23 protein-coding genes and 1 other RNA gene are annotated in these 26,486 nt (G+C 70.1%); 11 read left to right on the forward strand and 13 right to left on the reverse strand.

The window, feature by feature from the left end; genetic code table 11:
- Window positions 1-44: 44 nt before the first annotated feature.
- From hpnE to dxs, 5 genes are all read right to left on the reverse strand, one after another.
- Window positions 45-1,346, reverse strand: coding sequence for a hydroxysqualene dehydroxylase HpnE (gene hpnE, locus J2W78_RS19275; RefSeq protein WP_253373135.1), 1,302 nt, complete (start codon window positions 1,344-1,346; stop codon window positions 45-47).
- Window positions 1,346-2,197: a presqualene diphosphate synthase HpnD gene (gene hpnD, locus J2W78_RS19280; protein ID WP_253373137.1), complete on the reverse strand. Its 852-nt coding sequence runs from the start codon at window positions 2,195-2,197 to the stop codon at window positions 1,346-1,348. Before hpnD ends, hpnE begins: the two co-directional genes overlap by 1 nt.
- Window positions 2,194-3,087 carry a squalene synthase HpnC gene (gene hpnC / locus J2W78_RS19285; RefSeq protein WP_253373139.1) on the reverse strand — a complete coding sequence of 298 codons (894 nt, stop codon included), beginning with the start codon at window positions 3,085-3,087 and terminating at the stop codon, window positions 2,194-2,196. Before hpnC ends, hpnD begins: the two co-directional genes overlap by 4 nt.
- Window positions 3,084-4,109, reverse strand: coding sequence for a hopanoid-associated sugar epimerase (gene hpnA / locus J2W78_RS19290; RefSeq protein ID WP_253373141.1), 1,026 nt, complete (start codon window positions 4,107-4,109; stop codon window positions 3,084-3,086). The genes hpnC and hpnA overlap by 4 nt, the downstream gene beginning before the upstream one ends.
- Window positions 4,110-4,284: 175 nt before the next feature.
- Entirely contained in the window at window positions 4,285-6,258 is a 1,974-nt protein-coding gene (gene dxs / locus J2W78_RS19295) for a 1-deoxy-D-xylulose-5-phosphate synthase (protein ID WP_253374090.1), read from the reverse strand.
- Between the two features lie 328 nt (window positions 6,259-6,586).
- Between dxs and J2W78_RS19300 the strand changes: the two genes are divergently transcribed.
- The 4 genes from J2W78_RS19300 to ettA all read left to right on the forward strand — a co-directional run bounded on the left by J2W78_RS19300 (window position 6,587) and on the right by ettA (window position 9,964).
- Entirely contained in the window at window positions 6,587-6,841 is a 255-nt protein-coding gene (locus J2W78_RS19300; RefSeq protein WP_253373143.1) for a hypothetical protein, read from the forward strand.
- A gap of 7 nt (window positions 6,842-6,848) precedes the next feature.
- Window positions 6,849-7,724 carry a DNA/RNA non-specific endonuclease gene (locus J2W78_RS19305; protein WP_253373145.1) on the forward strand — a complete coding sequence of 292 codons (876 nt, stop codon included), beginning with the start codon at window positions 6,849-6,851 and terminating at the stop codon, window positions 7,722-7,724.
- Between the two features lie 66 nt (window positions 7,725-7,790).
- Window positions 7,791-8,066, forward strand: a complete 276-nt coding sequence (locus tag J2W78_RS19310; protein WP_253373147.1) for a hypothetical protein — start codon at window positions 7,791-7,793, stop codon at window positions 8,064-8,066.
- A gap of 245 nt (window positions 8,067-8,311) precedes the next feature.
- Window positions 8,312-9,964, forward strand: coding sequence for an energy-dependent translational throttle protein EttA (gene ettA, locus J2W78_RS19315; protein ID WP_253373149.1), 1,653 nt, complete (start codon window positions 8,312-8,314; stop codon window positions 9,962-9,964).
- A gap of 46 nt (window positions 9,965-10,010) precedes the next feature.
- Here ettA and J2W78_RS19320 read toward each other — a convergent pair whose 3' ends face one another.
- The 3 genes from J2W78_RS19320 to J2W78_RS19330 form a co-directional block, all read right to left on the reverse strand.
- The gene (locus J2W78_RS19320; RefSeq protein ID WP_253373151.1) at window positions 10,011-11,231 is read right to left on the reverse strand and encodes a phosphopentomutase; all 1,221 of its coding nucleotides are present in this window, start codon (window positions 11,229-11,231) and stop codon (window positions 10,011-10,013) included.
- A 4-nt stretch (window positions 11,232-11,235) separates the two neighbouring features.
- Window positions 11,236-12,864 (reverse strand): ABC transporter ATP-binding protein, encoded by a 1,629-nt coding sequence (locus J2W78_RS19325; protein WP_253373153.1) that lies wholly within the window; start codon window positions 12,862-12,864, stop codon window positions 11,236-11,238.
- 105 nt (window positions 12,865-12,969) lie between these two features.
- A complete protein-coding gene (locus tag J2W78_RS19330; protein WP_253373155.1) occupies window positions 12,970-15,150 on the reverse strand; it encodes a molybdopterin-containing oxidoreductase family protein in 2,181 nt (726 codons plus the stop codon).
- A 222-nt stretch (window positions 15,151-15,372) separates the two neighbouring features.
- Here J2W78_RS19330 and J2W78_RS19335 point away from each other — a divergent pair, with 222 nt between their 5' ends.
- Together J2W78_RS19335 and J2W78_RS19340 are read left to right on the forward strand one after the other, a co-directional pair.
- A complete protein-coding gene (locus J2W78_RS19335; protein ID WP_253373157.1) occupies window positions 15,373-16,287 on the forward strand; it encodes a transglycosylase SLT domain-containing protein in 915 nt (304 codons plus the stop codon).
- Window positions 16,288-16,350: 63 nt separating this feature from the next.
- A complete protein-coding gene (locus tag J2W78_RS19340) occupies window positions 16,351-17,256 on the forward strand; it encodes an alpha/beta hydrolase (protein ID WP_253373159.1) in 906 nt (301 codons plus the stop codon).
- A gap of 34 nt (window positions 17,257-17,290) precedes the next feature.
- On the opposite strand, the gene J2W78_RS19345 is transcribed toward J2W78_RS19340, so the two are convergent.
- Window positions 17,291-17,710: an acyl-CoA thioesterase gene (locus tag J2W78_RS19345; RefSeq protein ID WP_253373161.1), complete on the reverse strand. Its 420-nt coding sequence runs from the start codon at window positions 17,708-17,710 to the stop codon at window positions 17,291-17,293.
- A gap of 244 nt (window positions 17,711-17,954) precedes the next feature.
- On the opposite strand from J2W78_RS19345, the gene J2W78_RS19350 reads away from it, so the two are divergent.
- Together J2W78_RS19350 and J2W78_RS19355 are read left to right on the forward strand one after the other, a co-directional pair.
- Complete coding sequence (locus J2W78_RS19350; protein ID WP_253373163.1) at window positions 17,955-18,623, forward strand: transglutaminase-like cysteine peptidase; 669 nt, start codon at window positions 17,955-17,957, stop codon at window positions 18,621-18,623.
- Window positions 18,624-18,788: 165 nt separating this feature from the next.
- Window positions 18,789-19,106, forward strand: a complete 318-nt coding sequence (locus J2W78_RS19355) for a hypothetical protein (RefSeq protein ID WP_253373178.1) — start codon at window positions 18,789-18,791, stop codon at window positions 19,104-19,106.
- 22 nt (window positions 19,107-19,128) lie between these two features.
- Here J2W78_RS19355 and J2W78_RS19360 read toward each other — a convergent pair whose 3' ends face one another.
- The 3 genes from J2W78_RS19360 to J2W78_RS19370 all read right to left on the reverse strand — a co-directional run bounded on the left by J2W78_RS19360 (window position 19,129) and on the right by J2W78_RS19370 (window position 23,333).
- Window positions 19,129-20,493, reverse strand: coding sequence for an ATP-binding response regulator (locus J2W78_RS19360; protein WP_253373179.1), 1,365 nt, complete (start codon window positions 20,491-20,493; stop codon window positions 19,129-19,131).
- Window positions 20,494-20,503: 10 nt separating this feature from the next.
- Window positions 20,504-21,682, reverse strand: coding sequence for an FIST N-terminal domain-containing protein (locus J2W78_RS19365; RefSeq protein ID WP_253374091.1), 1,179 nt, complete (start codon window positions 21,680-21,682; stop codon window positions 20,504-20,506).
- Window positions 21,683-21,794: 112 nt separating this feature from the next.
- Window positions 21,795-23,333 carry a YifB family Mg chelatase-like AAA ATPase gene (locus J2W78_RS19370; protein ID WP_253373181.1) on the reverse strand — a complete coding sequence of 513 codons (1,539 nt, stop codon included), beginning with the start codon at window positions 23,331-23,333 and terminating at the stop codon, window positions 21,795-21,797.
- Between the two features lie 150 nt (window positions 23,334-23,483).
- Here J2W78_RS19370 and J2W78_RS19375 point away from each other — a divergent pair, with 150 nt between their 5' ends.
- Window positions 23,484-23,744 (forward strand): PepSY domain-containing protein, encoded by a 261-nt coding sequence (locus J2W78_RS19375; RefSeq protein WP_253373183.1) that lies wholly within the window; start codon window positions 23,484-23,486, stop codon window positions 23,742-23,744.
- Between the two features lie 33 nt (window positions 23,745-23,777).
- Here the strand turns inward: J2W78_RS19375 and J2W78_RS19380 are convergent, their stop codons facing one another.
- Window positions 23,778-24,281 (reverse strand): DUF5991 domain-containing protein, encoded by a 504-nt coding sequence (locus tag J2W78_RS19380; protein WP_253373185.1) that lies wholly within the window; start codon window positions 24,279-24,281, stop codon window positions 23,778-23,780.
- A gap of 113 nt (window positions 24,282-24,394) precedes the next feature.
- On the opposite strand from J2W78_RS19380, the gene ffs reads away from it, so the two are divergent.
- Window positions 24,395-24,491: signal recognition particle sRNA small type (gene ffs / locus J2W78_RS19385), an RNA gene on the forward strand.
- Between the two features lie 57 nt (window positions 24,492-24,548).
- A complete protein-coding gene (locus J2W78_RS19390) occupies window positions 24,549-26,429 on the forward strand; it encodes a DNA polymerase III subunit gamma/tau (RefSeq protein ID WP_253373187.1) in 1,881 nt (626 codons plus the stop codon).
- Window positions 26,430-26,486: the final 57 nt, after the last annotated feature.

A 26,486-nucleotide genomic window follows, 5' to 3' on the forward strand; every position in this document is an offset into this window, starting at 1 on the left:
CGTTCTCGCCTCGCTCGACTGTCTCGATGCCTGCGTCATATCCTTCAAGCGACTCCCTGTGCCTGTGCCCGTCCGCACATCCCGGTGCGGAACAGGGCTTGCGCGGCATTTGTGCCGGATCGGATCGCCCCCTCGATGGTCGAGGGCAGCCCCGTCTCCGTCCAATCACCGGCGAGAACCAGATTCCGGTAGCGGGTCGCCGCGCCGGGGCGGCGCGCGGCCTCCGCGGGCGTCGCCGCGAAGGTCGCCCGCTTTTCCTTGACGATCTGCCAGCTAGGCAAATCCCGTGCAAGACCGTTGAGCTTCGCGATCTCGGCCCAGATCCGGCGGGCGAGATCCTCGCGGCCGTCCTCCAGCAGGCGGTCGGCACCACTGATGGTGACCGAGAATCGGTCCGGATAGGCGAACAGCCACTCGGTCAGGCCGCCGACGACGCCGAGCATCAGCGGAGCGCCCTCGGGCGGGCGCACGGCGAAATGCGCGTTGACGATCGAGCGGAACTCCTGCGGCGCGGGCGTGCCGGGCAGGAGTTCGCTCGCCACCCACGGCGGCAGGGCCATGACCACGGCGTCGTCGGGATCGATCACCGTCGGCTCGTCGGTGAAATCCAGGCGCTCGATGCGGCCCTGCCCGAGAGTCAGCGCCCGCAGGCGCCGGCCGTAGCGGATCTCGGCACCGCGGCTTTCGAGGTAGCGCAGGGCCGGATCGACGAAGGCTGCGGACAGGCCCTCGACCGCGATCAGCGGGCGGCAGGCCCGCCCGCCGGCGCCCAGGGTCTCGCGCAGGATGGTGGCAGCGAGCCCGACATCGCTCTCGCGCGGATCGGTGTTGAGCGCGGCGAGCAGGACCGGGTGCCAGAGCCGCTCGTAGAGCGACCCCTCGCAGGACATCTTCTCGCCGATCGTGCCGCTCTGGCCCGGCTTGTTGCCGGAGGCCGCCATCATCAGGGAGACCGGCGCGAGATAGTCGCGCGCGCGAGTGCCCGGAACGCGCCGGCCGGCCCGCAGAACCCACCACGGCAGGCGGCCCTCGTTCGGGCGCAGGGCCCAGCGCTCGCCGGTGCGAATGTCGGCGAAGTCGAAGACCGCCTCGTCGGGTCCGGTCAGGGCGTTAGACGGCGCGCCAATGAGGCGCATGAAGTCAAGGGACGAGCGGTTGCCCGACAGGAGCAGGTGGTTGCCGTTGTCGATGGTCAGCCCGAGCGAGGGGTCGTAGTAGGAGCGGCAGCGCCCCCCCGCCTGCTTGGCCGCCTCGTGCAGCACCACGCGGTTGCCCGCCTCCGCCAGCGAAGCCGCCGCCGAGAGGCCGGCGAGCCCGGCGCCGACCACGTGAACCGTACCCGTCATTACAGAATTCCGTGGCGCAGCGCGACGAGGAGAAGGGGGAGCTTGCCCGGCTTCACCCGCGCCCGCGGGGCCGCCCAGCCGCGCTTCACCACGGCGTCGAGGTAGAGCCGGTAGGCCGCCGCCATCAGGCGGGCCGCCTTGGTGGCCTGCCGCGGACTGCGCTCGATGATCGCCCAGGTCTGGCGGTAATGCTCTTGCGCTTCCGCGGCGACCGCCGCGCAGACCTCGCCGAGGCGGGGATGCGCCAGGGCGCTCTGCGGGGTCGGGTTCATCAGCCCGATCTTGTGAAATCTCTCCATCGGCAGGTAGAGGCGCCCGCGCTCGGCATCCTCGTCGATGTCGCGCAGGATGTTGGTGAGCTGCAGCGCCCGGCCCTGGTGCCACGCGAGCCGGATGCCGGCTTCCTCGGGCATGCCGAAGATGCGCACCGAGAGCCGACCGACGGCGCTCGCCACCCGATCGCAATACAGATCGAGCTTGGCCTCCGAGGGGGCGACGATGTCCTCCTCCGCGTCCATCGCCATGCCGTCGATGACCGCCTGGAAGTCCTCGCGCTTGAGGTCGAAGCGGCGCATCGGCTCTTCGAGCGGCTTCACCCGCGGCGGCGGGTTGCCGGCAAAGAGCGCATCGATATCGGCACGCCAGCGGTCGAGCTCAGTCGCGCGGACCTCGCGCGGGCCGCCGTCGTCGGCGACATCGTCCACGACCCGGCAGAAGGCATAGACGGCGTACATCGCCTCGCGCCGCTCCTTCGGCAGCAGGCGCATCGCCGTATAGAAGGACGAGCCGGCGGCCGGCAGGGCGGGGGCTTCCGGGGTCTCGCCCGTCATCGGGCTGGCGGTGGCGCTCATCGGCCGGCTCCGGCGGGGGCGGGACGGCGCGCACGGAACGGGCGGCGCACCAGCGTGGCGGCGATGCCGCCGAGCGCGGTGAGCGCGAAGGCGGCCTTGCCGTGATGGACTTTTTCCGAGAGCGGATCGCGGGTCAGCAGCCCCTTCGTCAGGACGACGGCGAGACGATGGATCGCGGCGATCTCCAGGCTGAGGCGCAGGTCGTTGATCTGATTCGGGAGCGGTGCCCCCTCCTCCAAGAGTTGAAGCGTGCGCTCGGCAAGTTCGCGGATGACCGCGCGCAACTGCGGCGTGGCCTGGGGCAACCCCAGCATCGACACGTCAGCGCCGTGCCGTTCCATGGCGTCGAGCGGGATGTAGACCCGGTCGAGATCACGGAAATCCTTACCGCAATCCTGGAGATGGTTGAGCACCTGAAGCGCGGCACAGATCGCGTCGGAGGTCCGGTAGACCCGCGCCGGATCCTCGCCGTGCACGTCGAGCAGGAAGCGCCCGACGGGCATCGCCGAGTAGCGGCAATAGTGGATCAGCTCGTCCCAATGCGCGTAGCGCGACTTGCGCGCATCCATGCGGAAGGCGTCGAGCAGTTCGAGCGCGTGGGTCGGCGGCTGGCGGTGGGCTGCCAGCTCCCGCTTGAGCGGTTCGACCGTGGGGTCGGAGCCGCCCTTGCCGGTGAGCGCGTCAGCGAGCGCATCGAGCAGCTCGATCTTGCGCTCGGGGCTCAGGCCTGTGTGGTCGGCGACGTCGTCGCCGGCACGCACGTAGTTGTAGAAAGCCAGGATCGCGCCGCGGTTGCGCGGATGGATCAGGTGCGAGGCGACGGGAAAGTTCTCGTCGTGCTGGCCCTTGCCGGTGCGGGCGTCGGTGGCGGTCTGAAGCGCGGCGCTCATTTCATGTACCCCGCTCGGGCGAACCACGCGATGGCATCCTCCAGGCCCCGGCGATAGGGCCGCGCGGAATAGCCCAGTTCCGCCCGTGCCTTGGCGTCGGAGAAGAACATCCGGTACTTCGACATGCGTACGCCGTCGATGGTGGCGAGCGGCGCCTTGCCGGTCACCCGCGCGATCTGCTCGGAGATAAACGCGATCGGGTAGATCACCGCGTAGGGCAGGCGCGTCGTCGGCGCCTTACGGCCGACGATTTTCGCGATGTCGGCGAGCATCTGCGCCAGCATCACGTCCTCGCCGCCGAGGATGTAGTGCTCGCCGATCCGGCCCTTGCGCAGGGCCAGGAGATGGCCGGCGGCGACGTCGTCGACATGGGCGAGATTGAGGCCGGTATCGACGAAGGCCGGAATCTTGCCCTGCGCTGCATCGAGGATGATTCGGCCCGTCGGCGTCGGTTTCACGTCGCGCGGTCCGATCGGCGTCGATGGGTTCACGATGACGGCGGGCAGGCCGTCACGGGCTACCATCTCGTCCACCACGCGCTCGGCCACGACCTTGCTGCGCTTGTAGGCGCCGATGGCGGTCTCCGGCGTCAGCGGCCGGGTCTCGTCGGCGGGGGTGCCGTCGTCGTGCGGTTTGATGGTCGCGACGCTCGACGTGTAGACGATCTGCTCGACGCCGGCCTTCAGCGCTTCCTCCATCAGGATGCGGGTGCCGTCGCGATTGGTGCGGACGATCTCCTCCATGTCCGGCGCCCAGAGCCGGTAATCGGCCGCCGCGTGGACGAGGTAGCGCTGGCCGCGCATGGCCGAGGCCACCGCCGCGCGGTCGCGCATGTCGGCCTCGACGATCTCGACATCGGGCCACGTGAGATTCGTGCGCGGCGAGGAGGCGCGTACGGTAATGCGCACCGTGAAGCCGGCCGCGCGAAAAACATCGACCAGGGCAGCGCCCAGGAAGCCGCTGGCACCGGTGATCAGCACCGGCCCCGCCGGGAACGGGCCGCTTTGGGTCGGCTCAGTCATCGTGCTCGCGTGATCCACGGGTGGCCTCGTCCACCGGTCATGGGACCAGCAGGCGAGCGGAAGCGCCGCTCCGTCGACGCACCCGATTCTGGGCCGGACGGCGCGGCGCTTGTCTCACTGATGACGCGGTGCGGCAAGCACCGCGCCTCTCTCGGCCGTCGACGCTTCCTGGCAATCAGGCCAGACGCAGGCGCCCGGTCCGGCTGCCCTTCTTCTGCTCCGGCAGGGCGGCGCGGACGGCCTTGAGGATGCCGTCGGCGTCGAGACCGGCCTCGGCGTACATCTTCTCCGGCTTGTCGTGGTCCTGGTAGCTGTCCGGCAGCGTCAGCGTGCGGACCCGGACCCGGCCCGTGTCGAGCACGCCGCGCTCGGCCAGCAGGTGCAGCACCATCGCCCCGAAGCCGCCGACCGAGCCTTCCTCCACCGTCACCAGAACCTCGTGGCTCATCGCCAGATCGACGATCAGCTCCGCGTCCAGCGGCTTGGCAAAGCGCGCATCCGCCACCGTCGCCGCGACACCCTCGGCCTCCAGCGCGTCGGCCGCCTTCAAGGCCTCCGACAGGCGCGTGCCGAGCGAGAGAAGCGCGACCCGCGCGCCCTCCGGACGCCGCACCACACGGCCCCGGCCGATCGCCAGCGGCTCGCCCTTCTCCGGCAGCTCGATGCCGACCCCCTCGCCGCGCGGATAGCGCAGCGCGATCGGGCCCGAATCATGCGCGTGGCAGGTCGCCACCATGTGCACCAGTTCCGCCTCGTCGGCGGCGGCCATCACCGTCATGTTCGGCAGGCAGCAGAGATAGGCCAGATCGAACGCGCCCGCATGGGTCGCGCCGTCGGCACCGACCAGACCGGCCCGGTCGAGGCAGAACCGCACCGGAAGGTTCTGCAGCGCCACATCGTGCACGACCTGATCGTAGGCCCGCTGCAGGAAGGTCGAGTAGATCGCCACGAACGGCTTGTAGCCTTCCGTCGCCAGACCGCCGGCAAACGTCACCGCATGCTGCTCGGCGATGCCGACGTCGAAGGTCCGGTCGGGATGCGCCTTGCCGAACAGGTCGATGCCGGTGCCGCCGGGCATGGCGGCGGTGATCGCCACCACCTTCGGGTCGGCATCGGCCGCCTTGATCAGGCTCTCGCCGAACACGCGGGTATAGGCCGGGGCGTTGGCCTTGGCCTTGGCCTGCACGCCCGAGACCACGTCGAACTTCACCACGCCGTGGTAGCGGTCGGCGGATGCTTCCGCCGGCGCGTAGCCCTTGCCCTTCTGGGTGACGACGTGGAGCAGGATCGGGCCCTGGTCCGAGTCGCGCACGTTCTTCAGGACGGGGAGCAGGTGGTCGAGGTTGTGCCCATCGACCGGGCCGACATAATGGAAGCCCATCTCCTCGAACATCGTGCCGCCGCCGACGATCAGCGAGCGAGCATATTCCTCGGCCGCCGCCGCGCGCTGGTAGAGCGCCTTCGGCAGCAGCTTGCCGAGCTGCTTGGCGGTCTCGCGCAAGCTCCGGTAGGTGCCGCCCGAGGCCAGCCGCGCGAGGTAGGCCGACATCGCGCCGACGGGGGGCGCGATCGACATGTCGTTGTCGTTGAGGATGACGATCAGGCGCGAGTGCAGCGCGCCGGCATTGTTCATGGCTTCATAGGCCATGCCCGCCGACATCGAGCCGTCGCCGATCACCGCGATCATGTTGCGGCGCCTCAGAGCCGGGCCACCCGCAGCCTTGGCGTTCGCCTCGTCGAGGTCGCGCGCCACGGCCATGCCGAGCGCGGCGGAGATCGAGGTGGAGGAATGCGCCGCGCCGAAGGGGTCGTACTCGCTCTCCGAACGCTTGGTGAAGCCGGACAGGCCGCCGCCCTGGCGCAGCGTGCGGATGCGGTCGCGGCGGCCGGTGAGGATCTTGTGCGGGTAGCACTGGTGGCCGACGTCCCAGACGATGCGGTCGTCGGGGGTGTCGAAGACGTGGTGGAGCGCCACCGTCAGCTCGACCACGCCCAGCCCCGAACCGAGATGGCCGCCGGTGATCGACACGGCGTCGATCATCTCGGCGCGCACCGCGTCGGCCACCCGCCGAAGCTCGCTCTCCGGCAGAAGCCGGAGACGATCCGGCGTCTCAAGACCCTCAAGGATCGTCGTGTCCGCTAGTGCCAAAGCCTTCACCCGTCTCTCAATGCGTTCCCGTCGGCAGGCGGCTCTTGCAGGGCCGCACGCCCGAATCCTCGAACGCGGCCTGCCTTCGGATCTCGCCCGCCCCCGGAAACCGCTCTCCCGGGACATATGAACGATCATTCTAGCGCAAACCGATCATGGGATACCATGATCTTGCTGCAACAGCGGCGCGTCTTTCAGACGATTCGGCTGCTTCGTCTGCCTTCAGAGTTAAGGCAGCCTCACGATTTCACGCGTGACGCGCCCTCAATTATGGATGAAGGCTGCATTGATCAACATCTCGCCCGCTCATCCCTGAGGCTGCCGCCCGATGCCTATCGCCGCAACGTTACCGGCCGCGGCCGCGCTGGCGCTCGCCTTGATCGGTGGGAGCGCGGCCTGGGCGGCGGATGCCGGCAGGCCCTACCCCGGCACGGCGCGCTGCCCCGACGACGTTCGCTGCCGCCGCCCGCCGGGACCGCCGGACCGGGACATCCGTCCGCTGATCGATCCGCTCGGGCGCCCCTGCGGCTTCCGCTGGCGCGAAACGCCGTCCGGCCCCCGCCGCGTCCGGGTCTGCTACTAACCTGGCGATGGCACTGCGTCCGCTCGTTCCGGCTCTTCTCCTTGTCGTCGTCTCGCACGCGGCTTTGTCCCAGGCCCTGCCGGAGGCGCCGGCTTGCCCCACCCTGTTCGCGGACGGCCGGGCGCCGACGCTCACCAACCCGAAACTGGCCGACAGAGCCGTCCCGCTCTGCTTCGAGGCCTTCGCCGTGCTCCATTCGGGCGTCTCGCGCACGCCGCTCTACGCCGCCGAGCGCCTGACGCGCCGGAGCGTGTCCGCCGCCCGGCGGGTCGAGCGCGCCGACGCCTTCCACGACGAGGACCGGCTGCCCGAGGACGACCGCGCGAGCCTGGCCGACTATGTCCGCAGCGGCTACGACCGCGGCCATCTCGCGCCGGCCGGCGACATGCCGAGCGCGGTGGCCCAGGCCGAATCCTTCAGCCTCGCCAACATCGTGCCCCAGAACCGGGCGGTGAACCGCGGCCTGTGGGCGGCGATCGAGGAGAGCGTGCGCCGGCTGGCCGCCGAGCGCGGCGAGATCTTCGTCGTGACCGGCCCGGTCTTCGAAGGCCGCTCGGTCGGGGCGATCAAGGGGCGGGTCCTGGTGCCGACCCAGATGTTCAAGGCGATCTACGATCCGCGCACCGGTGAGGCCGGGGCCTATCTCGTACCGAATGCGGCGGGCGCGGAGTGGCGCGCGGTCTCGCTCGCGACCCTGCGGGAGACGGCAGGGCTCGACGTGTTCCCGTCGCTGCCCGAGACGAGCAAGGCCAAGGCGATGGCGCTGCCCGAGCCGCAGGAATTCTCCCGCGGCGGCCAGGAATCCGTCGCCGACTTCCTCAAGCAACTGGCCGTCGATGTCCTGCGCCGGCTCTGGCGCGAGCTGATGCGCGCGATCTTTTAGAGCGTCGTCCCGAAAGGTGGCCACCGGCTTTCGGATTCGGACGATGATCGAGCCAAGGAGTCCCCGATGCCGCGCCGCAAAGCCGATGCCCTCCACTTCCGTCCCTTCGCGGAGGATGCGGGCGTCCAGACCTTCGCCGGCTTCTCCATCGAGAACGGCAGGCAGCGCATCGCCCTGCACGGCAGCCTCGACCTCACCCGTGACCGGGCAGGGTTGAAGCGTGCCAGAGCGCTGAAGAGTCTGCTCGACGCGGTGGTCACGACCCTCGAAGCGGAGGATCTGCCCGACGCCGTGCCCGAAGAGCCGGAGGCGGCCGAGCCGGTGCGCAACCCCTTCGCCTGAGGACCTTTCACCCCTGCCCGACATCGGGCCGGCGCCGGGCGCCGCCTTGCCCTTGCCGGGCGCCGCCTTGCCCCTGCCGGGCGGCCCTGATACTCGAACACGAAATTCTTCATCCGCGAGCGGACGGCGCCCCGCGCGGCATGGCTCGAGCCCCTCGGCTCGACAGAGCCAGCCTCGCGCGAGAGGCCACGCATCCGCGAGCGCCGGCCCGACCGGCTCCCACGCTTCACGCAGGACGAACGCACATGGCCCGCGAATTCATCTACCACATGCGGGGTCTGACCAAGACCTATGTCGGGGGCAAGAAGGTCCTCGAAAACGTCAACCTGTCGTTCTACCCCGACGCCAAGATCGGCGTGCTCGGCATCAACGGCGCCGGTAAGTCGACGCTGCTGAAGATTATGGCCGGCATCGACAAGGACTGGACCGGCGAAGGCTTCGTCGCGCAGGGCGCGCGCGTCGGCTACCTGCCGCAGGAGCCGCAGCTCGATCCGAACAAGTCGGTGCGCGAGAACGTCATGGAGGGCGTCGCCGAGAAGCAGGCGCTGCTCGACCGCTACAACGAACTCGCGATGAACTATTCCGAGGAGACGGCGGACGAGATGACCGCCCTCCAGGACCAGATCGAGGCCCAGAACCTGTGGGAACTCGATTCCAAGGTCGATCAGGCCATGGAAGCGCTCGGCTGCCCGAGCGACGAGCAGCCGGTCGCGACGCTCTCGGGCGGCGAGCGCCGCCGCGTCGCGCTTTGCAAGCTGCTGCTGTGGGAGCCGGAACTGCTGCTTCTGGACGAGCCGACCAACCACCTCGACGCCGAGACGGTGAACTGGCTGGAGGGCCACCTCAAGCAGTATCCGGGCGCGATCCTGATCGTGACCCACGACCGCTACTTCCTCGACAACGTCACCGGCTGGATCCTCGAGCTCGATCGCGGACGGGGCTACCCCTACGAGGGCAACTACTCGGCGTGGCTGGTGCAGAAGCAGAAGCGCCTGGAGCAGGAGGGCCGCGAGGACATGGCCCGCCAGCGCTCGATCAATCGCGAGCAGGAGTGGATCTCGGCCTCGCCCAAGGCCCGGCAGTCGAAGTCGAAGGCGCGTATTACTCGCTACGAGGAGTTGGTCGCCAAGCAGAACAACAAGATCGACGCGGCCGCGCAGATCGTCATCCCGATCGACGAGCGGCTGGGCACCAACGTCATCGAGTTCGACCACCTCAACAAGGCGTTCGGTGATCGCCTCCTGATCGAGGATCTCTCGTTCAAGCTGCCGCCGGGCGGCATCGTCGGGGTCATCGGCCCCAACGGCGCCGGCAAGACCACCCTGTTCAAGATGATCACCGGCCAGGAAAAGCCCGACGGCGGGGCGATCGCCGTCGGCGAGACGGTCAAGCTCGGCTACGTCGATCAGTCGCGCGATGCGCTCGATCCCAACGCGACCGTCTGGCAGGAAGTGTCGGGCGGCAACGACATCATCTACTTCAACAAGCGCGAGATCAATTCGCGCGCCTATTGCGCGGCCTTCGCCTTCAAGGGCGGCGACCAGCAGAAGAAGGTCGGCACGCTCTCGGGCGGTGAGCGCAACCGCGTGCATCTGGCCCGTACGCTCAAGGGCGGCGCCAACGTGCTGCTCCTCGATGAGCCGACCAACGACCTCGACATGGAGACCCTGCGCGCCCTCGAGGACGCGCTGGAGGATTACGCGGGCTGCGCCGTCATCATCAGCCACGATCGCTGGTTCCTGAACCGCATCGCGACCCACATCCTCGCTTTTGAGGGCGACAGCCACGTCGAGTGGTTCGAGGGCAACTTCTCGGAATACGAGGCGGACAAGAAGCGCCGCCTCGGCCTCGATTCGATTATCCCGAAGAAGCTGAAGTACAAGAAGTTTTCACGCTGATCACTCCCCTCTCCCCGCCATGCGGGGAGAGGGCTCCGTACGGTCCTCACCACCATGCCTGGCCCGCCCCGAGCGGCGGCAGGCCGAGATGAGCCGCGACTGACGCGCCGATGTCCGAAAACGTTTCGCGCGGCCCGATCGAACCGGGCGCGATCTCCGGTCCGAAGGCCAGCACCGGCACCTGCTCGCGGGTGTGCTCGGTGCCGGTCCAAGTCGGGTCGTTGCCGTGGTCGGCGGTGATGACGCAGAGATCGCCGGGCCTCAGGACCGCGTGGATCTCGGGCACGCGGGCGTCGAAGGCTTCCAGTTCGGCGGCGTAGCCCGGCACGTCGCGGCGGTGGCCGTGCTCGGTGTCGAAATCCACGAGGTTGAGAAAGACGAAGCCGCCCTCCGGCAGTCCGGCGAAGGCATCGAGCGCCGCGTCGAGGCAGGCGGCGTTGCCGGCGGGCTTGATCTCGCGGCCGGTGGCGCGGTGGGCGAAGATGTCGCCGATCTTGCCGACGCTCACGACCGCCCGGCTCGCAGCCTCCAAACCGTCGAGCAGCGTCCCGGCCGGAGGCGCGACGGAAAAATCCTTGCGGCGGCTGGTGCGGTGGAAACCCTCCATTTCGCTGCCGAGGAAGGGCCGGGCGATGACCCGGCCGACGCGGTAGGGGTCGCAAAGTTCGCGTGCGATCCGGCAGGTCTCGGTGAGCCGCTCCAGCCCGAACGCCTCCTCGTGCGCGGCGATCTGGAACACGCTGTCGGCCGAGGTGTAGCAGATCGGCCGGCCCGTCCGGACATGCTCGGCCCCGAACGCGTCGATGATCGCGGTGCCCGAGGCGTGGCGGTCGCCGAGGATGCCCGGCAGCCCGGCCCGTTCGATCAGTTCCGCCGTCAGCTCCGCCGGGAAGGCGGGCTGCGTATCGGGAAAGTGGCCCCAGGCCTCCCGCACCGGCACGCCCGCGATCTCCCAATGGCCTGACGGGGTGTCCTTGCCCGAAGCGGTCTCTACGGCGTGGCCCCAGAGCGCCTGCACCGGCCCCTCCGGCGCGAGCCCCGGCGGCACGCGCCCGGTGGCGCCCTCGCAGGCCAGCCCAAGGCCGAGCGCGGCGAGGTTCGGCAGGCGCAAGCGGCCGGCGCGCAGGCCCGGCCGGTCGCCGCGCCCGGCGGCGCAGGCCTCGGCGATATGCCCGACCGTGTCGGAGCCGGCATCGCCGTAGCGGTCGGCATCCGGAGCGCCGCCGATGCCGACGGAATCGAGGACGATGAGGAGGGCGCGGGCCATGCATTCAGGCCGGCTCGATCTCGGCGGTGGTCGCGGCGTCCATCTCGAATGCCGCCGCGAACAGGGTGCGGGTGTAGTCGGTCTTGGGCGCGGCGAAGATCTCTTCGGCCGGGCCTTCCTCGACCACTTGGCCGTGCTGCATCACCATGACATAGTTCGAGAGCGCCCGCACCACCTTGAGGTCGTGGCTGATGAACAGGTAGGCGATGCCCCGCTCGCGCTGGAGGTCGCGCAGCAGCGTCACGATCTGCGCCTGCACCGAACGGTCGAGCGCCGAGGTCGGCTCGTCGAGGACGACGAAGCGGGGCTTCAAGACGATGGCGCGGGCAATCGCGATGCGCTGGCGCTGGCCGCCGGAGAATTCGTGCGGGTAGCGGTCCATCGCCGCCGGATCGAGCCCGACATCAGTGAGCGCCTTCGCTACGAGGGCGCGGCGCTCGTCGCCGCCCTTTACCAGCCCCTGCACGGCCAACCCCTCGGCGACGATGTCGCCGACCGACATGCGCGGCGAGAGCGAGCCGTAGGGATCTTGGAAGACCACCTGCATGTCCTTGCGCAGGGGCCGCATCAGGGCGGGGCCGCGCCCCTCGATCCGCTGCCCGAGGAACACGATCGGGCCCTCGGATTCAGTGAGCCGCAGCAGAGCGAGGCCGAGGGTGGTCTTGCCGGAGCCGGATTCACCGACGACGCCGACGGTCTCGCCCGCCCGCACCCGGAGCCGCACGCCATCGACCGCCTTGACGTGGCCGACGGTGCGCCGGAGCAGCCCCGCCTTGAGGGGAAACCACACTTTGAGCGGACCGGCCTCGACCAGCTCCTCGGCGTGATCGGGCACCGGGTTCGCCCGGCCGGTGGGCTCGGCGGCGAGGAGGCGCTGCGTGTATTCGTGCTGGGGCCGGGTGAAGACCCGATCGACCGGACCCGCCTCGACGATCCGGCCGGCGAGCATCACGCAGACCCGGTCGGCGATGCGCCGGACGATGCCGAGATCGTGGGTGATGAACAGCATCGCCATGCCGAGCCGCTTCTGCAGGTCGGCGAGCAGCGCGAGGATCTGCGCCTGCACGGTGACGTCGAGGGCGGTGGTCGGCTCGTCGGCGACCAGCAGGTCGGGCTCGCAGGCGAGCGCCATGGCGATCATCACCCGCTGGCGCTGGCCGCCGGACAATTCGTGCGGATAGGCGCCGAGCCGCCGCTCGGCATCGCGGATGCCGACGAGATCCATGAGTTCGAGGATGCGGGCCCGCGCCGCTTTGCCCTTCAGGCCGCGGTGGATTTCCAGCACCTCGCCGATCTGCCGCTGGATGGAGTGGAGCGGGTTGAGCGAGGTCATCGGCTCCTGGAACACCATGGTGATGTCCGCGCCGCGCACCGCGCGCATCTCGCGCTCGGGCAAGGCCAGGAGGTCGCGCCCCTTAAACAGGATCTTTCCGCCCGGGTGATGCGCCGCCCCGTCGAGCAGGCGCAGGATCGAGAGCGCCGTCACCGACTTGCCGGAGCCGGATTCGCCCACCAGGGCCAGGGTCTCGCCGCGCTCGATGGCGAAGCAGACGCGGTCCACCGCGTGCGTCTCACGTGTCCCGCTTCGGAAGGCGACCGAGAGATCCTCGACGGTCAGCAGCGTATCGGACATCGAACCCCGGCGACGAAAAACGGCCCGCCGCGATCCGGTGTCGGAGCGGCGGGCCGAGGGGTTATAGCGCGCGGGGCCTCCTACGCGAATCGTCTTCGCGTCGCGCTACTGCGCCAGCCCGACCTGCACGAGGTTGTCGCTGAAGGTCGGCGAGTGGCCCATGCCGCCATAGGTCGAGGCGCTGATGACGTTCACCGCCCCGTCGCGGTTGAGCGAGTGCCAGTAGCCGAGCGAGGCGATCACCAGCCCCGGCGGCACCTCGTCGGTCACCCGCGCCTGCCCGTGGAAGGCGCCGCGATCGTTGAACACCCGCACCAGCGCGCCTTCGCCGATCTCGCGGCTCTGGGCGTCGCTCGGGTTGATCAGGATCGTCTGCTCGCCCTGCGCGCGGACCTTGTGCGCCTCGTTGGCGTATTGCGAGTTGAGGAAGCCGTGGCTCTTCGGTGAGACGATGTTGAGGGGATAGCGTTCGGCTTGGGCCGGATTCGTCTCCGGCCGCTCGTTGGCCGGCACGTAGCCCGGCAGCGGGTCGAGGGCCTCGCCGCCCTGGAACTGCTCGTACATCTGCCGGAAGGGCGGCGCGACGAAATTGCCGCCCGTGACCGCCGCTTCCGAGTAGAACTCGCACTTGCCGGATGGTGTGGGGAAGTTGCCCTCGGCATGCGGTGTGCGCGTGTCCGGATCGCCGATGTTCAGGCGGTACCAGCCGTGCTGGCGGAAATGGTCCATGCCGATGCCGCCGAGCTTCGGACTCTCCCAATCGAGATACCATTCCATGAGTTCGGTCTCGCTCATGGAGAACTGCGGCTCGGTGAAGCCGAAGGTCTTGGCCAGCCGCCGGAACAGCTCGGCATTCGAGACCGTCTCGCCCGGCGGCTCGATCGCCTTCTGGTTCAGCGTGAAGAAGAAGTGCCCCCAAGAGAACATCATGTCGTCGTGCTCGGCCGCCATGGTGGCCGGGAGCAGGATATCGGCGTAGCGGGCGGTGTCGGTGACGAAGTGCTCGCTGACGACCGTGAACAGATCCTCGCGGGCGAGCCCGCGCTTGATCTTGGCGGTCTCGGTCGAGTTCGAGACCGGGTTGGCGTTGTAGACCATCAGGGCGTGGATGCCGGGCTCGATCCCGGCCTCGCCGGTCAGCACCTCGCCGAGCTTGAGCACGTTGAGCACCCGCGTGCCCTCGGGGATCAGGTCCGGCCGGCAGACCCGACCCCAGTGCACCGGAAACTCCCAGAGCGGCATCTGGTAGACGCCGCCGCCCGGATCCTTCCAAGAACCGGTGAGGGCGGGAAGCGAGAAGATCGCCCGCAGCGCCTGGGCGCCGCCGGCACTCCGCTCCACCGCCACGCCGGGCCGCAGCGCCGCGTTGCGGGTGGTGGCGTATTCGCGCGCAAGCTGCCGGATGTCATCGGCCGAGATGCCGCAGATTTCAGACGCGTATTCCGGCGTGAAGGCCTGCGCCCGTTCCTTCAACGGCTCGAAGCCGACCGTGTGGCGGGCGATGTAGTCATCGTCGGTCAGGCCCTCTTCGACGATGACGTGGATCATCGCCATGGCGAGCGCGCCATCGGTGCCGGGTTTGGGCATCAGGTGCCAGTCGGCCTGGGCGGCGGTGCGCGAGCGGTAGGGGTCGATCACGATGACGCGGGCGCCGTGGCGCTGCGCCTCCTTCACCACGTGCCAGTGGTGGATGTTGGTCGAGACCGAGTTGCAGCCCCAGATCACGATCAGCTTCGATTGCGCGAAGCTCATCGGGTCGGTGCCGTTGGTCGGGCCCACCGTGAGCAGCCACGCTGTGCACGAGCCGGAGCCGCAGAAGGTCTTCTCCGCCACCGTGGCGCCGAGGCGGTTGAAGAAGGCGTCACCCACGGTGAGCCCCTGCACCACGCCCTCGTTGCCGAGGTAGTTGTAGGGGAGGATCGCCTCCGCCCCGTGCGTCTCGATGATGCCGGTGAAGCGGCGGTGGATCTCGGCGAGCGCCTCGTCCCAGGTGATCCGCTCGAAGAGGCCGCTGCCCTTCGGGCCGGCGCGGCGCATCGGGTAGAGGATGCGATCGGGGTTGTAGTGGTGACGGTCGAAGTCCTTGAGCTTGCCGCAGAGCGCGCCGCGGGTCATCGGGTGGTCGGGGTTGCCGCGCACGTCGATCAGCCGACCGTTCTCGACGGTGTATATCATCGAGCAGGTATCGGGGCAGTCGTGCGGGCAGGCGCCGAGCCGGGTGACGGCTTCGGAAACGGACTTTGCGGCCGCCTCGGCGTCGATCTCCGAGATGCGCTCTTCGAGCATCGTGTTCCTCCTCATGAGGCCGGATCTTGGCGTCCGGCTCTTGCAAGCATCGAGCCTAGCGCGCGGGGCTCCAGAAAAATAGTGCAATTCTAAGAACGCTACTAAGGTACGGCTCCCTCGCGAAGCGCTGCGCCGGCACAATGATGCTCGCCGACAGGGCAGGCGGTGCGGGGTAAGCGGGCAGCCATCCCCTTCCCGGGCCGGCGCCCTAAATCAGCCGCCGTGTCTCGTTTCGCCCTCGTCTTCCTGCCGGCCGCCCTCGCGGTGCTCGCCGGTCCCGCGCGCGCGGCCCCCTCACCCGAGAGCGAGACGGTGGAGCAGGCGCTCTGCCGGCTGATCGAGGACTCGGCCAGGGCGCGAAAGCTGCCGGTGCCGTTCCTCACCCGCCTGATCTGGCGCGAGAGCGCGTTTCGCGTCGGCGTGGTGAGCCCGGCGGGCGCACAGGGCATCGCGCAGTTCATGCCGGGTACGGCGCGGGAGCGCGGGCTCAGCGATCCGTTCGATCCCGAACAGGCGATCCCGCACGCGGCGCATTTCCTGGCCGACCTCAAGCGGCAGTTCGGCAATCTCGGGCTCGCGGCGGCAGCCTATAACGGCGGACCGGGGCGCGTCTCGGCCTGGCTCGCCGGCAGCGGCGGCCTGCCCGCCGAGACGCGGGCCTACGTCATCGGCATCACCGGCCGCCCGGCGGAGGATTGGCGGCCGAGCGCGAGCGTGGAAATGCCGGAAGGGGCCGATCCGGCAGCGAAGAAGGTTGAAGGGAAGCCGGAGGACAAGCCCCCCCCGCCGGAGGCCGAGACGCAGAGCTGCCTTCAGGTCACCGCGGCGCTCCGCGTCCCGTCGCGCGGAGACCGCTTCGCCTTGGCGATCGAGGGCGGCCCGGCCGCGCCCTGGGGCGTGCAGCTTGCCGGCAACTTCTCGAAGTCGCTGGCGCTGGCGAGCTTCCAGCGGGCGCGCACGCGCTACACCAGCGTGATCGGTGAGGTGCGGCCGATGATCGTCGGCACCCGCCTGCGCTTTCGCGGCACGCGCACCTTCTACCGGGTGCGCATCCCGGCCGAGAGCCGGAACGCGGCCGACGGGCTCTGCCAGAAGATCCGCGGGGTCGGCGGCGCCTGCCTCGTCCTGAGGACATAACTCCCAACGTCGCCACCCCGCGGCCATGAATCCGCCGCGACCGCCGCGTCAATCACGGGTTACATGATTAAGGCATTCGTCTCCCTCGTCTCGCTGGTTTGCCTCGGGCTCACCGCCCTGGGCTTAAGCGGTTGCTCGCCGCTGGCGCTGTTCGATGCGCTCGGGCCGCGCGACAAGGGCGGGCGCCTCGCGATCCGCGACGCGGCCTACGGCACCGACCCGCGCCAGCGCCTCGACGTGTTCGTGCCGACCGACCCCGTGACGCGGGCGCCGGTGCTGGTGTTCTTCTACGGCGGCTCGTGGAACAGCGGCAGCAAGGACGATTACGCCTTCGCCGCGCAGGCCCTGGCCGCGCAGGGCTTCGTGACCGTGCTGCCGGATTACCGGCTCTACCCGCAGGTGCGCTTTCCCGACTTCCTGAAGGACGGGGCAGCGGCCATCGCCTGGGTGCGCGACAACATCGCCGCGCAGGGCGGCGACCCGAGCCGGATCGTGCTCGCGGGCCATTCGGCGGGCGCCTACAACGCGGCGATGCTCGGGCTCGACCCGGAATATCTGCGCCAGGCCGGGGTCGATCCGCGGGTCATCCGGGCAGTGGCCGGCCTGTCGGGCCCCTACGACTTCCTGCCCTTCGACCAGAAGACCTCGATCGACGTGTTCGGGCAGGCGCCCGACCCGGAGGCGACGCAGCCGGTGTCCTTTGCCGGCGCCCACTCGCCGCCGACCTTCCTCGCCACCGGCGACAAGGACACTGTCGTGCGGCCCCGCAACACCGCGAGCCTCGCCGAGCGCCTGCGCACCGCCCGCGTGCCGGTGCAGGAACGGGTCTACGAGGGCCTCGACCATGCCGACACGCTGCTGTCGCTCTCCGTCAGCTTCCGCCGCAAGGCGCCGGTGCTCGCCGAGATGAGCGCCTTCCTGCACCAGCACGCGAGCGCACGCCGGCTCACCACGCTGACGATGCACTGACAGCCCGGTCCGCGATCGGCGGGCATCGCCGCCTTCAGCCCTCCAAAGCCTCCGGGATCGGCCGCGGCCGGCGGTCCGGCCCGATGGCGACGAAGGTGAAGAGGCCCTCCGTCACTTTCATGGTGGTCTCGCCCTCCCGCTCCCGGCGCCAGACCTCGACCTGGATGCGCATCGAGGTGCGGCCGGTCTTCACGATCCAGGCATAAAAGCTCACCTCATCGCCGACGAAGACCGGGCGGTGGAACGTCATCGCCTCCGCCGAGATCGTGGCGCAGCGCCCCCGCGCCCGGCGGGCGGCGACATTGCCGGCGGCCATGTCCATCTGCGCCATCAGCCAGCCGCCGAAGATGTCGCCAGCCGGGTTCGTGTCGGTGGGCATCGCCACGGTGCGGATCACCGCCGGCCCGCGGTCGGTGGGCTGCACGGCTTCGGCGGAAAGGAGTTCGCTCGTCATCGGAAGGCTTTGCGGATCTTGGAATAATCCCAAGCCTAGCAGGTGCCGTGCCGGCGCGGCCACCGCGCTCGGTGACGGTGCTCGGGACTTGTCTCGCACCGGCTCATGCGCCCCGCCGCGGGCGTCCCGGCCCCGATCGATCAAATGCGATGGATCGCGTTAACCGATTTTTAACTCGCCGATTGCGGGAACCGGACGGCCGTGAGAGCTTCATTAACAGAAGCTTAACTGCTCGGTCAGGGCCATGCGTATCGCGTTCTCCAAGCTCTGTGTCGTCCGGCCCGCGCTCACGAGCCGCCTGCTGGCGGGCCTCGCCCTGGCCGGGGCCCTTCTCATCGCGCCGGCCCCGCGCGCCGAGGCGCAGCCGACCGCCGCGCTGCCCGCGGTGAGCCTGTCGGCGGTCACCACCGGCCCTGCCCGGCCGATCGCCGCCTGGGCCGAGTTCTGCGAGCGCTATCCGGGCGAATGCGCGGTCGATCGCACCGAGGCCGCCAGCATCACCCTGACCCCGGCGCTGTGGCAGACGATCAACGCGGTGAACCGCCGGATCAACCGGTCGGTGGAGGCGGTCACCGATCAGGAGCACTGGCGCGCCGCCGACCGCTGGGACCTCGCCGAGGACGGCCGGGGCGACTGCGAGGACTTCCAACTCCTCAAGCGTCGCCTGCTGGTCGAGGCCGGCCTGCCGCGCCGGGCGATGCGGATGACGGTGGTCATCGACGAGAAGGGCGAGGGCCACGCGGTCCTCACGGTCATCACCAACCGCGGCGACCTGATCCTCGACAACAAGACCAACGCGGTGCTGCCCTGGACCCAGACCGGCTACACCTTCGTCAAGCGCGAGAGCCAGGAGGCCGTGGGCTGGATGGCGCTCGGCCGCGACGCCTCGCCGCTCACGGCGGCCAACCGCTGAGGGAAACGTTTCCCGGTCCCAAATCGGGACCGGACCCGGACCCGGCGCGTTAGCAGGTTTTAACGGTTCGGCCGCCAAGGTTGATGAGAGGTTTCCGCGAAGGCTTTCCGCCCCGGAAAACCCCGTCACCGCCTCAGGTTCGCCGTCCCAGGGTCCGCTCGTCCCATGCGTCGCGTCCTCCTCGCCAGCATTCTCGCCCTCTTCGCCGCCCTCCCCGCGCGGGCGGAAACCGCGGAGGGCGCGCGCCACGCGGCGTGGCAGGCCTGTCTCGACGAAGCGTTCGCGGAGCAGATCCGCACCACCAGCCGCAGCTTCGCCGCCACCAAGGCGGTCTCGACCTGCCGGGATCGGGAAGAGGCCTATCTCGGCGTGCTGGCCGGATCGCCGCTCCTCGACGGCGAGGACGTCACCCGCATCCGCCCCGCCCTCGTCGCCCGCGCGCGCGACCGGCTGATAGGCGAGCGGCGCTTCAGCGCGCTTTGATCCCGCCCATCCTCACCGCGCCTCACGCCAGCATGTAGGCGAGCAGCGAGCGCAACTGCGCCGGCTTGATCGGCTTGTGGACGAGTTCGGCCCCCGTGGCCTGGGCGCGGGCGGCGATGTCGGCCCCGTGATCGGCGGTGGTAAGGATCACCGGCGTCACCCAGCCCCGGTTGCGCCGCAGGTAATCCACCACATCGAGGCCGCAGGCGCCGTTGTCGAGGTGGTAGTCGATCACCATCACGTCCGGCCGCGCCAGACCGGCACCGAGGGCGGCCACGACGCCGGCCAGATCGCGAAACACCTGCACCTCGGCATCCCAGTTGCGCAGGAGCCGTTGCAGCGCCTCCGCCGTCGAGGCGTCGTTCTCGATCGCCAGCACCCGTGCGCCTGTCAGCGCCGTGGCGAGCGGCGCGAGGGTCACCCGCGCGTCCGGACGCTGGGTGGCCAGCGGCAGGGTGAGGCTCAGCCGCGTGCCGTGGCCGCTGCGGGAATGCAGTTCGATGGCGTGATCCAGCGTCGAGGCCATGCGCTGCACGATCGACAGGCCGAGCCCGAGACCGATCCCGCCATCGTCGCACTCGCGCGCGCCACGAAAGAACTCCTCGAAGACCAGCGCCCGCTCGGTCTCGGGAATGCCGCAGCCGGTATCGACCACGTCGATCCGGCAGAGCCTGTCCCGTCGGCGCGCGGCGATCAGCACGCCGCCGCTCTCGGTGTAGCGGATCGCGTTGGAGACGAGGTTCTGGAGGATGCGCTGGAGCAGGATCCCGTCCGTCTCCACCACAAGGTCGGCGCAGCGGGTGACGAGGCGCAGCTCCTTGCGCTCGGCAAACGGCCGGAAGCTGGCCTCGATCCCGGCCACGAGGTCGGCGAGGCGCACCGGCTTGACCACGGGGCGCACGATGCCGGCATCGAGCTTCGAGATGTCGATGAGCGCCTTGATCAGATCCTCGATCGTCTCCAGGCCGCGCTCGACCTGCCGGGCGATGCCCTGCGCTTCCGGCCCCGGCGCGAGGTCGGTCAGCGCCGAGAGCGAGAGGCGGGCGGCGTTGAGGGGCTGGAGCAGATCGTGGCTCGCGGCGGCCAGGAAGCGCGTCTTCGAGCGGTTGGCGGTCTCGGCCTCTTCCTTGGCCGCCTGCATCGCCGCGTTCGAGCGCTCCAGGCTGTTCATCAGCGCGGTCAGTTCTTCCGTTCGGGCGCGGACGCGGCCCTCCAGCATGATCGCGGTCTGGAACAGCGAGTAGGCACCGCCCTGCTGGTCCATGGTGCGTTCGACATGGGCCATCAGCGCCGCGTTGATGCGCTCGAGCTTGGCCACGCGATGCGTCAGGGACTCGATGGTCTGCGCTTCGGGGACCGGTTCCATCCAGAGGGTCGGGCGGTTCATCGGGCCGTCTTCATGTCGCGGGCTTCGGTTCGGCCCGGCCGATGGCGATGCCCGTGAACGTCTGGTTCAGGTGCATCGAGCGGTACTGCTCACCATAGGTCTCGAAGCCGACCACGCCGTAGCGCCGGTAGAGGTCGGCGATCCGGTGGCGCACCTGCCGGCTCTCGGCGTCGAGCCGGCGAAACACGCAGTCGAAGCCGATCACGAGATCGAGCCCGCCGAGCGACGCGTCGAGGCTTTCGAGTTCGGCCTGCGTCGCCTCGACGATGTCGCGGGGCTGCGCCAGCGTCAGAACCACGCCCTCGCCGATGGCGCAGAAAAAGGTCATCGAGCCGTCCGGCTCCACCCGGCTAATCGAGCGGCAGTAATACTCCCCGCCGATCTTCACCGCGAGCGGGTAGGCGGCAAAGCTCATGGTCGAGAGGTTTTCCGGGTCGAGCCCCACCGCCATGGCATATTCGCGCGCCGCGGGCTCGGCGTTGAGTTCGGTGACGCGCCGCTCGTCCTCGCGGGCGGCGGTGACCACGAACTTGCGGTTCGTCGGCTCGAAATTGTCGCTCTTGAAGATGCGGATCGGGAAATCGGTCTCGACCAGCAGGATCACCGCCGCGTCGCGGCAGAGCCGGCCCTCGTGGATCAGCACCGTGCTGCGGAAGGCGAGGTCGTCGCCGGCCGAGCCGCCGATCAGCGGGATGCCGTCGAGCGCCCAGGCCACCGCCGAGACCACCGTCTCCTCCGCGTTGGCGAGGGAATCGATCAGCGAGAGGGCGAAGCGGTGGCCGCTGCCGCCGTCCAACCGCCCCCCGTCGAGGGTCCGGCGCAAGGCCCGCACGGTCGAGGCCGCCCCCTCCACGTCGAGCCGGGCGATGTCGGTGAGCAGGCCCGAGACGATGCGGAAGCCCTGGCGGGGAAAGGCGATGGCGACGAGGCCGCGGTCGATCGAGCCCGCCGGGCTGATCCCGCCGGAGGTGGAGCAACCCGTGAGCCCGACGCCGGGAAACTGCGCCGCGAGCGCGGCCGTCAGGGCTTCCGCCTCGTAGGCCGGCGAGAAGAAGACGATCAGATGGCCGACAGCCGCCCGGTCGAGGGCCTCCGCGACGGCCGCGACCGCGTCCAGTGCCTCGCCCGCATCCGTCCAGGCCGTCTGGATTCCGCACAGATGCCTGCGCATCTGCGTGCCGTGTGCCACCGCCTCGCTCCCTTGCACGGAGTCTGTTCCGGCAAGCCGGCCGCCCCTGACATATTGTGCACGACTATGTCCGCCGTGACAGGGCGTGGCAATGGCCGGACCCGTGAGCCGATCAGGCCGCCGCCGCCGGCCGCTCGCCCCGCGCCCGGTAGGACAGCGCCTCGGCCAGATGCAGCCGCCGCACCTGCGCCTCGCCGTCGAGGTCGGCCAGCGTGCGGGCGACCCGCAGGGTGCGGTGGAAGCCGCGGGCGGACAGCCGCATGGTCTCGGCCGCATGGCGGATCAGCGCAGCGCCCTCGGCATCGGGCGCGGCGGCGGATTCGATCACGGTCGCCGGGCAAGTGGCGTTGGTCGTCGCAGCCGGCAGGCCGAGGGCAGTGTATCGCGCGCTCTGGAGCAGGCGGGCCGCAGCGACCCGTGCGGCGGCCTCGGCCGAGCCCTCCGCGGGCGGCGGCAGAATCAGGTCGGCGGCGGTGACCGCCGCGACCTCGATCCGCAGATCGATCCGGTCGAGCAGCGGCCCGGAGATGCGGGCGCCGTACTGAGCGACGCAGCGCTCGTTCGGCCCCCGGCGGCAGGCATAGCCGGGTTCCAGCGCCATGCCGCAGCGGCACGGGTTCATCGCCGCCACGAGCTGGAACCGCGCCGGATACGTGGTCCGATGGTTGGCGCGGGCGATCATGATTTCGCCCGTCTCCATCGGCTGGCGCAAGGAATCGAGCACCTGGGGCGTGAACTCGGGGAGCTCGTCGAGGAACAGCACGCCGCCATGGGCGAGCGAGGCCTCGCCGGGCCGCGCATTCATCCCGCCGCCGACCAAAGCCGCCATGGAGGCGGAATGGTGCGGCTGGCGGAACGGGCGCCGGTTCGAGAGGGCGCCGCCCTTCAGCTCGCCCGCGACCGACTGGATCATCGAGACTTCGAGCAGCTCGCGCGGACCGAGCGGCGGCAGGATCGAGGGAAGGCGCGCGGCGAGCATCGACTTGCCGGCTCCGGGCGGGCCGTTCATCAGCAGGTTGTGGCCGCCGGCCGCGGCGATCTCCAGGGCACGCTTGGCGCCCTCCTGGCCCTTGATGTCGCGCAGGTCCGACATCGGCCCGACGGGTGCTGCCACCGCGGGCTGCGGCCGGGCCATCACCTGACTGCCCTTGAAATGGTTGGCGAGCTGGATCAGCGAACGCGGCGCCAGTACATCCATGTCGCCGGCCGCCCAGGCCGCCTCGGGCCCGGTCGCGGCCGGGCAGATCAGGCCGAGCCCACGGCCATTCGCCGCCATCGCCGCGGGCAGCACGCCGGCCACTGCGGTGATCGAACCGTCGAGCGCCAGTTCGCCGAGCACGCAATAGCCGCCGAGCGCGTCCGCCGGCAGGGCGCCGATGGCACCCATCACCGCGAGCGCGATCGGCAGATCGTAATGCGAGCCCTCCTTGGGCAGGTCGGCCGGGGCGAGGTTGACCGTGATGCGCTTGGCCGGAAGCGCCAGCCCCGAGGCGATCAGCGCCGAGCGCACCCGCTCGCGGGATTCCGCCACCGCCTTGTCGGGCAGGCCGACGATGGTGAAGGCGACGGCGCCGGCTGCGATCTGCACCTGCACATCGACGGCACGCGCCTCGATCCCCTCGAAGGCGACGGTGGCGACGCGCGTGACCATGGTGTTGCGGCAAGCTCCGAACCCGGAGGTTGCAGCCTAGGCGGCACTACGCGCGCTGGCAATCACGAGCGGGGTCGTCTGGAGATCGGGCAGGAACAACCGGGACGATCGACCGTTCGCCCGGCGTCTCTTATTAATTTGGAGCGTCTCATGTCCTTCCGCCCCCTCGCCGCCTTCGCCCTCGGCCTCGCGCTTCTCAGTGGTCCGGCGCTCGCCGACGAGAAGCTGCCGCCCGATCAGCAGGCCAAGGTCGAGGACATCCTGAAGAAGGAGGGTTTCACCAAGTGGAAGGAGATCGAACTCGACGACGGCATGATCGAGGTGGATGACGCCATCGACGCCAACGGCAAGCAGTTCGACCTGAAGCTCGACCCGAAGACCTTGGAAATCGTGAAGCGCAAGGCGGAGTAGGCACCCGCTCCCGGAGAGGTCGCCTCTCCGGGACTACCGCATCTTCTTGAAGGTAGCACCGCTCTCGGCCACGCCCTGCCCATCCGGCATGAGGCCCTGCCAGCGTGTGGTCAGCGCCGCATCCTTGGCGCGAGCAACCTTGGCTAAAGTGAACAGGGGCTGGCCCGGCTTGTAGACTGCAACCCCGTACTTGTTGACCGTTCCGCCATCGCCGTAGCGATCGAACGCCACTACGAGATCCTGCCCGTCCCGACGGGTGCGGCAGCGGAGCGCCTCGTCGGATTGGAAGCCCCGTACGGTCAGAACGCATCCGTTGCGGACATCGGGGGGCAGCATCACGAGGTCGTAATTGACGACGATGCCCGTGCCGCCGGCCGTGCGACCGGCGACGTGCTCGTAGCGGTAGCGACCCTGCCAATCCTTCGGCGCGCCCTCCTGTGCCGGCTCTCCGGCCCGATCCTGCGCGCCGGCGGGCGCGGACAGGCCCGCGAGCAGAGCGAGTACGGTGAAGCGCACCGGAATCGTGGTCGTCCGCATAACCTCTCCCTGCATCGGCCCCTGCTTACCGGAAGCATGGCCGCGCGGATCGGGCGAGGCAACCCGCCTGCAACCCGCTTGCATCCCGCCGCGCGGGCCGTCATATACGGCGCGGGAGGTTGGCGAGGGACGTTTCACTCGCCAACCGGGTCAGGTCCGGAAGGAAGCAGCCCTAACGAGACCGAGCGGGTCTTTGTCCAGCCTCCCACCCTCGCCGTCCGCCTGAGCGGGACGGCCCGGCCACTTTCCGAAAATTCGAACGGCGGCATGGACGAGACGCACGGCACGCTCACCGACGAGCCGGGCCTGCCCGGCATGCCCGCCGCTGCGCCCGTGCCGGCCACGACGCCCTACCGGGTGCTCGCGCGCAAGTACCGCCCCCAGACCTTCGATGACCTGATTGGCCAGGGCGCCATGGTGCGCACGCTGGCCAACGCGTTCGCGGCCAACCGCATCCCGCAGGCCTGGATGCTGACCGGCGTGCGCGGCGTCGGCAAGACGACCACCGCCCGCATCCTCGCCCGCGGCCTCAACTACCTCCGCACCGGGCAGCCGGATACCGGCCCCACCGTGTCGATGCCGGAACTCGGCCAGCACTGCCAGGCGATCATGGAATCCCGGCACATGGACGTGCTGGAGATGGACGCCGCCTCGCATACCGGCATCGACGACGTGCGCGGCATCATCGATGGCATCCGCTATTCCCCGGTCTCGGCCCGCTACAAGGTCTACATCGTCGACGAGGTCCACATGCTCTCGGAGAAGGCGTTCAACGCCTTCCTGAAGACGCTGGAGGAGCCGCCGCCCCACGCCAAGTTCGTGTTCGCGACCACCGAAATCCGCAAGGTTCCGGTGACGATCCTGTCGCGCTGCCAGCGCTTCGACCTGCGCCGGGTCGAGGCCGACGTGCTCTCCGCCCACCTGAAGAAGATATGCGCCGCGGAAGGCGTGGAGGCCGAGGACGAGGCGCTGGCCGCTGTCACCCGCGCCGCCGAAGGCTCGGTGCGCGATGCGCTTTCCCTGCTCGATCAAGCGATCGCCCACGGGGCGGGCGCGGTCTCGGCCGCGGGCGTCCGCGACATGCTCGGCCTTGCCGACCGCTCACGCATCGTCGATCTGTTCGAGGCCGTGATGCGCGGCGACGTGCCGGCCGCCTTCGCCGAGATCCGCGCCCAGTACGATGCGGGCGCCGACCCGGCGGTGGTGCTCTCGGATCTGGCCGGCTTCACCCATCTCGTCACCCGCCTCAAGCTGGTGCCGGGGGCGGAGGCCGACCCGACCTTGAGCGAGGCGGAGCGCGTGCGCGGCGTCGCGTTCGCCGGGCGCCTGCCGGTGCGGGCCCTGTCGCGGGCGTGGCAGATCCTACTCAAGGCGCTGCCCGAGGTGCAGGCCGCCCCCCGCCCGCTGGCGGCGGCCGAGATGGCGATCGTGCGGCTCGCCTACGCCGCCGATCTGCCGACGCCCGACGAGGCCCTGCGCCAGCTTCGCGCCGACATCGCCTCGTCCGAGGGCAATGGCGCCGCTCGCCCGAGTTCCGGGCGCGACGGCGGTTCCGCCATGGCCTCGCACGGCTCGGCCGCGCTGCAGATGGCGCCCCCCGCCCCGCAACCCGCGCCTCGGCCGACCTTGGCCGCGGTTCCCTCCCCCGTCACCGCCGCGGCACCGCAACCCGCATCGCGCCCGGCTCCGGTGGCCCCCGCCGGTCCGCGGCTCGGACGCTTCGAGGACGTGGTCGCCCAGGCCGAGGCGGCCCGCGACATCGCCCTGAAGGTGGCCCTGGAGCGCGACGTGCATCTCGTGCGCTTCGAGGAGGGGCGGATCGAGTTCCGCCTTGCCCCCGGTGGCCGGCAGAGCCTTCCGACCGATCTCGCCCGCGCTCTCGATGCCTGGACCGGGCGGCGCTGGCTGGTGGCGCTCTCCAAGGAGCCCGGCGCGCCGACGCTTGCGGAGAATTCGCGGGCGGCCGAGGAAACCCGCCACCAGAACGCCGCCGCGCACCCGCTGGTGCGGGAGGTTCTGTCGCGCTTCCCCGGCGCGCAGATCGTCGATGTGCGGGACAAGGCGCCGGAGACCGATGGCGCCGACGCCGCGGCGGCGGGCACCGGGCCGGCAGCCCCTCCGCCCGAAGAGACGGACGACGACGCCTGAGGCGCCCGCCTTACCCTGGCAAGGCCGGGCTCCCGCGCCTAAGTGCGGGGAGCTGAC

It is taken from the genome of Methylorubrum extorquens, assembly GCF_024169925.1.
GTDB classification, from domain to species: domain Bacteria; phylum Pseudomonadota; class Alphaproteobacteria; order Rhizobiales; family Beijerinckiaceae; genus Methylobacterium; species Methylobacterium extorquens_A.

What these genes read in the sequence shown, in the direction of transcription:
- hpnE (WP_253373135.1), bottom strand. Translation starts at nt 1,346, where the DNA reads ATGACGGGTACGGTTCACGTGGTCGGCGCCGGGCTCGCCGGCCTCTCG.
- J2W78_RS19390 (WP_253373187.1), top strand. Translation starts at nt 24,549, where the DNA reads ATGGACGAGACGCACGGCACGCTCACCGACGAGCCGGGCCTGCCCGGC.
- J2W78_RS19325 (WP_253373153.1), bottom strand. Translation starts at nt 12,864, where the DNA reads ATGTCCGATACGCTGCTGACCGTCGAGGATCTCTCGGTCGCCTTCCGA.
- J2W78_RS19360 (WP_253373179.1), bottom strand. Translation starts at nt 20,493, where the DNA reads ATGAACCGCCCGACCCTCTGGATGGAACCGGTCCCCGAAGCGCAGACC.
- ettA (WP_253373149.1), top strand. Translation starts at nt 8,312, where the DNA reads ATGGCCCGCGAATTCATCTACCACATGCGGGGTCTGACCAAGACCTAT.
- J2W78_RS19345 (WP_253373161.1), bottom strand. Translation starts at nt 17,710, where the DNA reads ATGACGAGCGAACTCCTTTCCGCCGAAGCCGTGCAGCCCACCGACCGC.
- J2W78_RS19340 (WP_253373159.1), top strand. Translation starts at nt 16,351, where the DNA reads ATGATTAAGGCATTCGTCTCCCTCGTCTCGCTGGTTTGCCTCGGGCTC.
- J2W78_RS19310 (WP_253373147.1), top strand. Translation starts at nt 7,791, where the DNA reads ATGCCGCGCCGCAAAGCCGATGCCCTCCACTTCCGTCCCTTCGCGGAG.
- J2W78_RS19375 (WP_253373183.1), top strand. Translation starts at nt 23,484, where the DNA reads ATGTCCTTCCGCCCCCTCGCCGCCTTCGCCCTCGGCCTCGCGCTTCTC.
- J2W78_RS19370 (WP_253373181.1), bottom strand. Translation starts at nt 23,333, where the DNA reads ATGGTCACGCGCGTCGCCACCGTCGCCTTCGAGGGGATCGAGGCGCGT.
- J2W78_RS19380 (WP_253373185.1), bottom strand. Translation starts at nt 24,281, where the DNA reads ATGCGGACGACCACGATTCCGGTGCGCTTCACCGTACTCGCTCTGCTC.
- J2W78_RS19300 (WP_253373143.1), top strand. Translation starts at nt 6,587, where the DNA reads ATGCCTATCGCCGCAACGTTACCGGCCGCGGCCGCGCTGGCGCTCGCC.
- hpnD (WP_253373137.1), bottom strand. Translation starts at nt 2,197, where the DNA reads ATGAGCGCCACCGCCAGCCCGATGACGGGCGAGACCCCGGAAGCCCCC.
- J2W78_RS19350 (WP_253373163.1), top strand. Translation starts at nt 17,955, where the DNA reads ATGCGTATCGCGTTCTCCAAGCTCTGTGTCGTCCGGCCCGCGCTCACG.
- J2W78_RS19305 (WP_253373145.1), top strand. Translation starts at nt 6,849, where the DNA reads ATGGCACTGCGTCCGCTCGTTCCGGCTCTTCTCCTTGTCGTCGTCTCG.
- J2W78_RS19330 (WP_253373155.1), bottom strand. Translation starts at nt 15,150, where the DNA reads ATGCTCGAAGAGCGCATCTCGGAGATCGACGCCGAGGCGGCCGCAAAG.
- J2W78_RS19320 (WP_253373151.1), bottom strand. Translation starts at nt 11,231, where the DNA reads ATGGCCCGCGCCCTCCTCATCGTCCTCGATTCCGTCGGCATCGGCGGC.
- J2W78_RS19355 (WP_253373178.1), top strand. Translation starts at nt 18,789, where the DNA reads ATGCGTCGCGTCCTCCTCGCCAGCATTCTCGCCCTCTTCGCCGCCCTC.
- hpnA (WP_253373141.1), bottom strand. Translation starts at nt 4,109, where the DNA reads ATGACTGAGCCGACCCAAAGCGGCCCGTTCCCGGCGGGGCCGGTGCTG.
- hpnC (WP_253373139.1), bottom strand. Translation starts at nt 3,087, where the DNA reads ATGAGCGCCGCGCTTCAGACCGCCACCGACGCCCGCACCGGCAAGGGC.